The sequence below is a fragment of the Aquibacillus rhizosphaerae genome, from assembly GCF_030282825.1.
Taxonomy (GTDB): domain Bacteria; phylum Bacillota; class Bacilli; order Bacillales; family Amphibacillaceae; genus Aquibacillus_C; species Aquibacillus_C rhizosphaerae.
This window is the reverse complement of sequence record NZ_JASTZU010000013.1, coordinates 1-12,762: the sequence shown is the minus strand read 5'-3', so window position 1 is coordinate 12,762 and position 12,762 is coordinate 1. Positions and strand designations below refer to the sequence as shown.

The following is a 12,762-nucleotide window of genomic DNA, read 5'->3' as shown; positions in this document are numbered from 1 at the left end:
TCCACTTTCATTTTTGTTCCTACTGGTAAATCTGCTGGCATCGTTACTTTTGCACTTGTACCTGTAACCGTATATGTTTCACCTGCTTCTACCTCTTGTGAATCTCCACCTAATGTTAATTCATTCCTATCATCACCTGGTGTAGTATCAGTTGCTTCTTCTACAGTTACTTCGCTAGTTGCCATATGACCGCCGTCAGCTGTAGTCACTGTAATGAATGCAGTACCAGCTTTAACTGCAGTTACGTTACCACTTTCATCGACAGTTGCTACTTCTTCATTACTGCTAACCCATGCGACTGCTTTATTAACTGCTGTATCCGGAATTACCGTTGCTGTTAACTGACTTGATTCACCTTCAGTCAATTCTACGGTTTCCAGATCAAGCGTTACATCTGTTACAAAATCTTCTTCATTTGGTTCAACTGGACCTGCATCATTTGCCAATAATGCATCATACTCTGTTTGTGTAATCGGCATTACAGTACCATGACGAGGACGATTCGGTAGATCATAATCTTCCGATAATGTCCATTCACCCGAATCTAAATCGGTTGTTTCGAATGGAACATAACCTCTTCCACCATACTCATCAATAAACAAGTACCACTTTTCTTCGGTATTTGATTTAAAGACTGTTGCGCCTTCACCTTGGTTAATGTCCCCTTTTCCAATTCCTTCTTTGATTAGATCAAATTCGGGATCAAGAACAGAGTCGCCAACCTCTTGGAAAATAAATTTCCCATTAGGTGAGTCTGTTGAATTACCTCTTTCATCTTTTGTGAAGCGATAGATTTTATCATTATGTTTAATCATTGTAGTATCAATAATTGAATATCCATAATCCAAATACACTTCTGGTTCGGTGAAATTATGGAAATCTCTTGTTTTTGTGTACATCATTCGTTGATAACTATTACCACTATTTCTATCTTCTTCACTGTCATACAATTTTGAAGCCCAGAAAATAACATATTCACCTGTCGTATCATCATAGAAGTATTCTGGTGCCCATGTATTACCAGCCTCAGGTGGAGCAACTTCTACTAATCTCTGATCTGTCCAATTAACCAAATCAGTAGATTCCCATACCATAATGGAATGGCTTCCGTCTGTTTGTGCTCGGCCCCAATCACCGTTGCCATGCATTTTTAAATCCGTGGCAATTAGATAGAACTTATCCCCCTCTGGTGAACGAAGGATGTACGGATCTCTTACTCCTTCTTCTCCTAATTCAGAAGTTAAGACAGTCTCTCCATCATTTAACAGTTGCCAATTTAATGGATCATTTCCTTCACTTAAGGCGAAGTAAACCTGTTCACCATCGGCTGAACCTTCTCCAGTCATGTAAGGGAAGAAATAGCCTTTAAAGTCTTCATGTTCTGGCATTTCTAATACAGTAGCTGCGAATGCCTTTTTAATAGACTGATCATTTAATGAAATTGTTGCTGTAAGTTTAACGGTTTCATTCCCCTCACCATTTGCTGGACGTGTAACTTCGCCAGTTGGAGTAATGATTGATTCATCTTCAGAAGTCCAAGAAATACTTGTACCATTCTCACCTTCCGTTGGTAATGTTAAATTACCGCGTACATCGTTAATGTTATAAACTTTTAATGCTTCTGCAGCAGTTCTAACAGCTTCAGAATCACCTTGCTTACGAACTACAGTTACAATAAATTCTTTCGTAACAGAAGTATCACCTTTCGAGATAGTCGCAGTCATAACGACATCTTGGTTTCCTTCTTCATAAGAAGGTTGATTAACTGTACCGTCATTTGCAATTATTGCTGGATTACTAGATTCCCAACTCACATTTACCTTCTGTCCCTGAACTTCTAATTCTGATGGTAATGTAATACTTTCACTAATGCTATCTTCATTTGAAATTACTAATTCTGATTTTGCTAAATTAACAATATCCTCTTCTGAAACTCCCGTGATTTCTTCTGAAGATAATGCGTAATTATATACCTTAAAATCAGCTAATTTCCCTGTAAATGCTGCATCAGGTGTGTACAATGATCTTCCAATAAATCCAATAACATCCGATTCTGCATCCACGCCGTCTTCCAAAATATCCATTACCGAATAGGTATGTGGAATATTCCCTATAGCTTGTCCATTCAGGTATAAAGAAATAGATCCTTCTTCAAATGTAGCGGTAAACGTATTATACTCGCCCGAATTAATAGATGCATCTTCATTAACAAGCTCAGTTTCAGAATCTTTAATTCCAAATCTAATCGTGTCATCTCCTTGTTTTGGATTTAAGAAGATATAATTATTTACATCTGGCCATTCACCTGTCTTGGTACCAAGACTATAAAGCCAATGATTAGCACTTGTACTTGTATTAAATGTTGTCTCAATTGTAAATGTTTCATCATCAATTAGCCCTGTAGGTAACTCTATATATTCAGAGTCATCACCAGTAAAGTTTAGAATGGTGTCGCTTTCTTCTTCTGCGAAATCGCCTTCTTCAAACCCTACATAATTTGCATCAAATCCATTGTTCGTTACGTCCGTCAACTTATTATCAGCTTTTGTCATATCATAGTGCGCAACTAAGCCCTCTTCCTCACCTGGAGGTTCAGGTTCTGTAACTTCCACACCGACACCAGGTATGTTGATTTGTAATCTTTCAAATTCTTCTTGTGTTAAATTTAAGACGTCACCATGACGTGGACGATCTGGTAAATTTATATCGTCAGATAATTTCCAATCCGCATTTGCTAAATCAGTTGTTTCAAATAAGTTATAGCCACTTCCGCCACCATACTCATCAATTAATAGATAAAATTTATCTTCTTCAGTATTAGACTTGAAAATCTCAGCACCCTCGCCATGATCTAGTTCATCCATACCAATTCCTTCTTTAATTAACTCAAAATCAGTATCAAAGAAAGAATCTCCTACATCTTGGAAAACGTGTTGACTTATTTCTGCACCACTATTTTGCTTTTCTGTATACCACGTACCCTTGGTGATTCGATAAACTTTATCGTTATAATCAATTGCTACTGTATCTAAAATGTCATGTCCTCTGTCAAATAACGTTTTTGGTTCTGTAAAGTTATGAAAATCTCTTGTTTTTGCATACATAATTCTGTTATGACTTGAGCCATTACCATATCGATCAGCTACACTGTCATATACGAATGAAGCCCAATAAACAATATACTCTCCTGTTGCATCATCATAATACACTTCTGGTGCCCATGTTTGACCTGTTTCTGGAGATGTAATTTCTACCATTCTTTGTTCAGACCAATTTACTAAATCAGTAGATTCCCAGATCATTAGAGAATTGCTTCCTTCTCTTACTGTTCTTCCCCAATTATTATTAGTATCACCATCATATACTTTTAAATCTGTAGCAAGTAGGTAGAATTTATCTCCTTCCGGTGAACGGATGATTGACGGGTCTCTTAAACCTTCTTCACCTAAATGACTTCTAATGACTGGATTACCATTATTAATTGCATTCCATTCTGTTACATCATTACCTTCACTCATAGCAAACCGTATTTGCTCGCCATCTGGCGTGAACTCTCCCTCAAAATATGTTAATAAATATGCAGAATTATCTTCAACAGCTTTGGGCATTTCTTTTACTTTAGCAGTAAATTCTTTTGTATGAGTTTCACTATTTAATGTAAGTTCTGCCGTAAGATCAACAGTCACATCACCTGCACCATTCGCTGGACGAGTAACTTCGCCAGTTGTGGTAATAACTGATTCATCAGAGGATACCCATGTAATTGTACTACCATTGTCCCCTTCAGTTGGTAAATGTAAATTACCTCTAACATCGTCAATATGATGAACAACTAAAGCCTCAACATCCTCTTGAAAGGCTGCAGAATCTTCCTGTCTTTTCAACACTGTTACTGTGAAGTCTTTTGTTTGTGTATCTGTGCCATCAGAAATAGTCGCTGTTAAAACAACCGCCTGATCACCATTATCAAAAGATGGTTTAGTAACTGTGCCATCAGCTGCAATTATATCAGGATGATCGGAACTCCAAGTAATTGTTGTATTATATGCACCACTATCTGGTAATTCTAAATTAGTAGTGATTTCATCTACACTTGGATTAAGTCTCAAATAATCCTCTATATCAATTTGGCCTGCAGCAAATTTAATAAAGAATCCATCTAATCCACCAATAGCGTCAACTTTTGCTTGAGCTTCTACTTGTAAATTCTTTATTTCATCATCGGTTAAAGCGCCTTGATATATTTCAAAGTCAGCAATCATGCCTCCAAAATATGGATCAGGTCCATAAAAAGATTTAGCAATGTTACCACTGATGCCATCTACGTTATTTATTTCTTCCAAAGTAAATGCAGTAGTTTGAGTAGCGACTTCCACTCCATCAATATAGGTTGTTAGAGTCTTATCTGCTCCGTTCATAACCGTAGTAACCAGTTTCCACTCTGTTGCTGCTAATCTCGGAGATGCTTGTGCAGAAACTTCGTTATTATATTGATTTGTTGCCATACCAAATCGGTGGTTATTATTACCGATATAAGACGGTGTATAATACAGATAGCGCATATTATCTTGGCCAAGGCCATATAACCACTGTGCTCCACCTGACCCTTCCCAATTAACTAAGGTAGATACAGTAACACTTTCTAACCCATCTAAAACTCCATTAGGAATTTCAATAAAAGATTCTACATCTCCACCTTGAAAACTTATAACACCTGTTCCAGTATCACTATTTGTGATTAATTCGGCATCTCCTGGATTTACCAACGTGCCATCAAATTCTCCAGCTGAATCAGCTACATTTGTCCCATCTACATTAGACATATCATAATCTAGTATTTTCTGGTCTTCTGCGGCTGCAGATACTTCCATTAAATTAGTAGGAAGTAAAGAAAATAGCATCACTATGATTGTGACTATTGCAAAGGGCCTCGTACTCGACCTTCTCGACATAAACAATCTTCCTTTCCATCTTTTAATAAATTTAGATTAAACTAACAATATGTTAACGCTTAAATATTTGAAGCAATAACTTATAACTTTCATTTACCAGTTGGAAATCAGTTTCGTTTTTGATCATGAATGTTTCCTTGTTTTTTAATTGAAACCCTGTTAGGAAAAGTTCTAACAGGGTTTATGAAGCTATACTACTTTAGTTCAAATGTGTCTGAAACTGGAGTCATGTCTGTTTCTGTAAGACTCTTTCCTTTCCAAAAAAACACTTTCACTTTGTGGTCAGTTACATCAGCTGGAAGCTGTAAGCCTACATCATAAGTTGCTTCTGTGCCTGCTGCGATTTCTTTAGAGACAGATTGAATATCTACCATTCTGTTATTTCCATCGTACAATGCCATCACAACCATAATTGATTCATCAACATCTGAATTATTTGTTACAGTCGTATTTGTATCAAGTTGTTGATTTGCTTGTAAACTATCGGCACTAAATTCAGAACTCACTCCGTAATTGGTATCCTCCACTACTGTCACATTTGCTGTAACATCAATAGTTGGTCCACTGACCAATCCATCTGCATTTGGAATTCCAAAATTAGGTGTGCCATCTTCATTCCAAGTTAATACTTTCACCCTAGTATGTCGGTTAGGATCATACAATGGATCGCCATCAATTTCCTGATAGGAACGGGCGTGATAGACAAGGATATCTGTTACACCGTCTTCAGCTACCGTAAATGTACTGTGTCCAGGACCGTATTGACCTGTAACATCATTACTTTCCATAACTGGTTCAGGAGATTTATACCATGAACTTGGATCCATAATATCGCTATCTTCATCTGCAGTTAATAGACCGATCTTATAATTGTCATCTGTAGCACTTGCAGAGAATGAAACGAATATCTTACCGTTTCGCTTGATAACATCTGCACCTTCATTCACCCAGAAACCTTGTCTTTCCCAATCATAATCTGGAGTTGCGAGTAACATTGGTTCACCTTTAATGGTATAGCCATTCTCCATTTCAGCCATGTAAAGGTTTGATGGGCTGCCGTCTTTTTGTGCCCAAATGTAATAATTTTTACCATTATGCTCAAAAATAGTTGCATCTAAAGAGAAACCTGTGAATGAGAAATCATCATCTTCTGCCTTACCAATCATGCCTTTTTCTTCCCATTCTCCAGTCATAGGGTTGTCACTCGTATTCTCAAGCGCATAAGGACGGATTTTCCAAATGTCACCATCACCGCCACCTGCTGCATAGTGAATATACCAATTACCATCTACTACATGAATTTCAGGAGCCCATATGTGTGCAGATTGTTCACCAGACTCATGTGCTTCCCAAATCACTTTTTCTTCTGCTGTTGAAAGACCTTGAATTGTTTTCGATCTTCTCATTATAATTCGGTTATATTCTGGAACAGATGCCGTAAAGTAGTAGTAGCCATCTGTATGTTTGTAAATATTTGGATCCGCTCTTTGCTCGATAAGTGGATTCGTATAGTTATATTTTGCTGCTAATCCTTCTACAGTAAAACTACCTGTTTCAGCATATTGATCCATACTCACATCGTTCCAATCAACCGCCAACTCATCTGTCATCCCATTACTGTAATTAGCTGTTACTGTTGATGGAAGTTCAGGTGCCTTACCGGCAGTTGTCTGTACATTCACATCCTCAACACTCAATAATTCAGAAACATGTACATTTCCAACTGCTTTAATATCGGTACCATAAACTGTTCCTTCTACTTGAACTGTTGATCCCAATTCTGAAAGAACTTCATCTGAAATTTTTTCCCATTTAACATTCACTTCACCAGTACTGCCATCATAATAATTGACAGTTACTTTTTCAGGAAGCTTTGGTGGGTAATATGCTGGCGTAATTACTTCTACTTCTTCAACCGATTCAATGTTATCTGCAAGAACTGTAACTTGATATTCTTTCGTATCAGAATAATCGCCTCGGCTTAGTGTTGCTGTTAATGTTATTGTTGCATCTTCTTCATCTGATCCAGGTCTTGTAACTACACCTTCGTCAGACACAACACTTGCATCATTTGATGTCCATGAAACATTGACACCATTTTCAGCAGTTCCCGGCAAGCTAATATCAGCTATTACTGCTGATGTGTCATCTAAAGTTAAAGAACTTTTCGCTCTACTTACTGCATCTTCATCTGAAAATGACTCTGCAATAACTTCTAATATCTCTTCTTCAGTTAAACCCTGATCATATAAACGGAAATCACTTACTTTAGCGTCAAGGTAAGGATCTGCACCGTAGTTAGATCGCCCAATAAAGTTACGAGTTGTATTTCCTAAAACTGCATCGTCAGTCATTTCAGCAACTGCAGTTCCATTACTATAGATTGTAAATTCCTCTCCTGACTTTGTTACAGCAAGGTGTGTCCATTCCCCTACACTTGGTGCACCAGAAGTTGCCGTTACAACTGCACCTCTATTATCTAAACGTAGGTTTGGCGTTAAAAAGGTAGTGGATGCATTTGAACCTGTTCCAAAATCAAAAACACGCGCCCAATCTCCTGTTTTAGAATCTAAATAAACCCATGTAGAAAATGTATAGTCTTCTAATTCACTTGCAACTCCAGATGGTAACGTGACATGTTGATCACTATTATAATCTAGGTCAATAGCATCTTTAGAGTCAATATTCGTCATAGAAGCTCCATTTACTGCTGTAGCATGGTTACCAGTGCCGGATAAATCCGGAACAGTTGTACCATTTAACTGATCAAATTTATACCATGTTACGAGTTCACCAGATACTTCAGTTGTCACATACACACGTGCTTCTACTGGTTCAGATGTGCCATTAATTGTTCCTGTTACTGTAAAACTTGCTCCAGCTCTGCTTAGTTGATCAGAATTAATCGCATCCCAAGTAACTGTGACATCATCACTAGAACCATTTTTGTACGTTACATTTACAGTGTTAGGCAGTGTTGGTTCTTCCCCAACTACTGTTGATACTGATATTGGCTCAAAAGTATCTATTGTTTTGTCCGTTGTCACTGTAATATTTGCAACCGCTTTTATTTCTGTTCCTTCGACTGTACCTTCTACTCGAAAAGCACCTGCAGAAGCATAGTCTGATTCTTGAAATTCATCCCAATTGACAGCTAATTGCTCTTTCGTTTCATTCGGATAATTGACTGTCACTTCAGATGGGAGTGTTGGAGATTCCCCAACCATAGTTGTAATGTTTACTTCGTCAATCGATGAAATAGTGAAATCAAAATCTGCTAATGTTCTAACTTCAGTTATATCTAATGCTCTATCATAGATACGGAAATCAGAAATTTGACCGTCTAAGCCTTTACCCTCCACCTGTTCATGAGGCATTGCATGAAAACCGATAAAATTATTTGCCTCAACATCTATGTCTCCAGCATCCATTCCTATTTCTGTCGATCCATCAAGCGTACCATTTGTATAGTGGTATAATGTTTGTCCAGAAATAACTGTTGCAACGTGTACCCATTCCTGTGATGATACTACACCTGTTTGTACACTTGGAAACGGATATGGACCAAACAACTCAAGACTACCATTGTCAGTGTCAGCAGCTTTAACTGCATAATTAAGTGAATAATCTGTATTTTCCCCGTCTATAAAATTACCAAAGGCATACAAAGATGCCCAATCTTTATGTGATTCTACTTTGACCCATGAACTAATTGTCACATCTGTTAGCCCATCAAATATTCCAGTTGGTACTGTTACATAATCTTGGTCGCCATCTAATGTAACGGCTCCACCTTTGTCAGATGTAGTGATAGAAGCATCATTCACTAATGTCCCGTCATTACCATTACCGGATGCATCTGTTACTGTTGAGTCAGTATTTCCCTCAAAGTCATACCATAAGACCAGATCCTGTTCCAAATCCGTTGCCGCCGCCTTAACCGTTGGAACGACATTTACAGGAAACATACTGAATAAAATGGCAAAAACAGATAAGAGTGCAACCATTTTTCTATAGTAACGCTTACGCATATTGAATCCTCCCTTACATATTTTCTTGCTAGCTATAAAATTTTCAAATTAGCTAGACAATGTTTATTCCACTCTTCTTTTTCTAGCATAAAGAATTGTAGCAACACCTAGTCCAAGTAAAATTGTACCTATTAATAAATAGTTAAATAGATTTGTAGCTGTGTTTGGAAGATCTTTGTCTTCGTTATTCTGGTCTGATGAAGTTCCTTCGCCGTCTTGGCCATCTTCACCATCTGCGCCGTCTTCACCATCTTCACCATCTGCGCCATCTGCGCCATCTGCGCCGTCTTCACCATCTGCGCCGTCTTCACCATCTGCGCCGTCTTCGCCGTCTTGACCGTCTTCACCGTCTTGGCCATCTCCCGGAGATGTTGATGAGATGTTAAAACTAGACTCATACGGACTTTCAAGATCAGATGCTCCAATAACTACACTATAGGAGCCATCAACGACACTATTTAACATGTAATTAAAACCAAAATCACCATTTCCATCAGTAATTGTCTGATCTAGGTAATCAACATCTCCTTCAGGAGAAGTCACTTTAACTGTGACATTCTTACCAGCTTGGTCCTGTAAAACACCAGAAATATCAACTAGTTTTGTATCAGAATTACTAGAAATCACTACATCTTTTAATACAACTGGTCCACTTACATATTCCTCAACTTTTACTTGAATTGTAGATGAGTAGTTACCATCTTCTGTATATGCAATGATTTCTGCTGTTCCTGAAGACTTTCCATTTACCGTAACAGTTGTTGTGCCATTATAAGAATCATAGTAAGAATCAGAAATATCAACAACATCTGGATTAGTAGAATAGAATTTAACTTGTTTTTCAAGCGCTTGATCCGGTGTTACTGAAGCTACTAAAGTCGTTTCTGATCCTTCCTGTACAGATACAGAATTTTTATCTAGTTCGATTCCAGTTACTTCAGCTCCAGATATACGGAACGTTGCATTCCCATCTGGTGAATTAGAATCCACTGTACTTAAACCAAGTGAAAAATCATTCTCTTGATATAAGAACAACGTATCGTCATTATAAGTCTGGAATGAAGACCAATCTGAGTCTGCTAAACCTGAAACTTGTTTAAATGTAGCGTTCTCCTCAAATGTAGTTGTCCCATCATGCTTTGCTAATTCAACACTTGATCCATTTTTAACCAAGTAGTATCCTGGGTTGTTTTCCGATTGGAACGATATAAACTCTTCACCATCATCTGCTAAACCAGACACCGTATGCCATTTAGAATCATACGTATTACTGTCAACTGGATCAACACGAAGATTATCATCTAAATGTCGAACATACCGGTTATTGTCATCAAATGATTGAATAAAATAACTTGAAGCGTCTATACCTGAAGCAGTTGGAATCATTTTTTGTATTGTTCCATCTGGATTATATTGTAACTTTTCAATTGAAACAGAACGTCTATAATCTCCACCTGTTGGTAGAGCAGCTGTATGGTAAATAAAATACGATTCACCTTTAAATTCTATGGTAGCTGGATGGTTAGTTCCTGTTCCAGGAAGAGCATCCATTAACAAACCTTTATATTCCCAAGGTCCCTCTGGACTATCACTCATTGCATAAGCTAAATCTTCCGGCCAATTCATCGCATAAGAAAGGTAATATTTACCTTGATATTCATGGACAAATGGAGCCTCGGTAAAAGTCCCTGGCATATCAAATTCAACCTTCTGGATTTCTCCATCTAGCTCGGTCATATTATCTTTTAATTTTGCATAGTATAAATGAACATTTCCCCAATATAAATGTACTTCACCATCATCATCAATGAACACAGTTGGATCAATGTCATCCCAAGACCATCCACCCATGTTATCAGGGTTTTCTGTATCCGAACTCGTTACTAATGGAGCACCAATCGCATCTTCCCACCCTGTAACTGGGTCATCAGATACTGCTACACCAATAGCCTTGCCTGAACCATTGCTGTTTTCTACTGTTGTGATCCAATAAAATTTTCCATCTTTCTCAATTGTTTCTGAAGCCCAAGCAGAATCTCCTTGTGCCCAATCAAAAATATCGTCAGAAACTGAACCCTCAAATTCCCAATTGGTCATATCACTAGAAGAATAAATACTCCACTCTGGAAGTACATAGTCACCTCCGCTTGCTGTTGCGCTATCATGACCTGTGTACAAATAAACCTTGCCATCATATTCAATTGCAGCCGGATCAGCGCTAAAGTAATCTTTAATCACTGGATTATCTGCATTTACAGCACTTGCGAATAGCAATGAAACAAGTACTGTCATGAGAAGCATTGTAATTGATTTTTTCATGGTTCTCCTCCCACTAAACAAAATTTTAGAAAATTTGAACTTTTGAACCAAAAGAAGAAGAATATGTAGCTTATCCCGGATAATATAAACTTCACTATAATGAACACTAAGTTATATTATCAGAGGGTTCTTCGACTTTTCTGCAATTACAAATATCACCCCCTTTAATTCATATCTGGAGATATTAAACATAACTTCGCTTCATGTTTCTTTTACAAAAGTTCTCCTTAGTAGTTAATTTCTTATTGCTCAATAAAATGGTTTATCCCTTTGTAGGATCAAAGTATTGAATTGTATGTAAGCGTTTTCTTTGATTTGTTTAGTTCTAATCCCTATTTAAATTAGAGTCTTTATAGGGCTTTAAAGTAAATCTTTTATTTTATGTATTACACCGACTTCCAAGCGATTGCATGGAAGTCAGTGTTGCCTTGACAAGTTACCTATTCATTTTTCGTTTTCTAGCATACAGAGCAGTTAATCCACCTGCTACTAGTAAAATCATCCCTATCAATAGATAGTTAAATAGATTTGTCGCTGTATTTGGCAGTTTTTCATCTTTCCCTGAAGTCGCATCGCCATCTTTATTATCTTCACCGGCTTGAGAACCTTCATTATCTGCGCCGTCTTGGCCATCTTCACCATCTGCGCCGTCTTGACCGTCTTCACCATCTGCGCCGTCTTGGCCATCTTCACCATCTGCGCCGTCTTGACCGTCTTCACCATCTGATCCATCTTGGCCGTCTTCTCCATCTGCGCCGTCTTGACCGTCTTCGCCTGGTTGACCGTCTCCAGGAGTTTCATCAGTCTCTACAAACACACCGTATGTTGAAAAGTGCGAAACAGCTATGGTTATGGTTTTATTTTCTTCGTCTATATCACCGCCACGGTGTTCCCACTCTTTTGCATTTTCATTGTAATAATAAATAGCTAGACTAGTTGCATCTACAGCTTCGTCATAACCCATTACTAATGAAAAATCACTATTTGGTGCTTCTGAACCTTCTGGGAATTCAAATGTAAATGTTAAGTTGTCACCAGATGGTACAAGGCCATCATAGTTTGTTTCTTCTACATTTTTCGTTTCCACTTTCATTTTTGTTCCTACTGGTAAATCTGCTGGCATCGTTACTTTTGCACTTGTACCTGTAACCGTATATGTTTCACCTGCTTCTACCTCTTGTGAATCTCCACCTAATGTTAATTCATTCCTATCATCACCTGGTGTAGTATCAGTTGCTTCTTCTACAGTTACTTCGCTAGTTGCCATATGACCGCCGTCAGCTGTAGTCACTGTAATGAATGCAGTACCAGCTTTAACTGCAGTTACGTTACCACTTTCATCGACAGTTGCTACTTCTTCATTACTGCTAACCCATGCGACTGCTTTATTAACTGCTGTATCCGGAATTACCGTTGCTGTTAACTGACTTGATTCACCTTCAGTCAATTCTACGGTTTCC

The 12,762-nt window shown here is 37.9% G+C and carries 4 protein-coding genes; all 4 read right to left on the bottom strand.

Annotated elements, in window-relative coordinates; translation table 11 throughout:
- Positions 1 to 4,952 (bottom strand): immunoglobulin-like domain-containing protein (locus tag QQS35_RS02665; RefSeq protein ID WP_285930229.1); only part of this gene is annotated, 4,952 nt, incomplete at its 3' end.
- Positions 4,953 to 5,146: 194 nt separating this feature from the next.
- Entirely contained in the window at positions 5,147 to 8,983 is a 3,837-nt protein-coding gene (locus QQS35_RS22790; RefSeq protein ID WP_331490626.1) for a family 43 glycosylhydrolase, read from the bottom strand.
- A gap of 63 nt (positions 8,984 to 9,046) precedes the next feature.
- A complete protein-coding gene (locus tag QQS35_RS02650; RefSeq protein ID WP_285930228.1) occupies positions 9,047 to 11,302 on the bottom strand; it encodes a family 43 glycosylhydrolase in 2,256 nt (751 codons plus the stop codon).
- Between the two features lie 436 nt (positions 11,303 to 11,738).
- Positions 11,739 to 12,762: Ig-like domain-containing protein (locus QQS35_RS02645; protein WP_285930226.1), on the bottom strand; the 1,024-nt coding region annotated here is incomplete at its 5' end.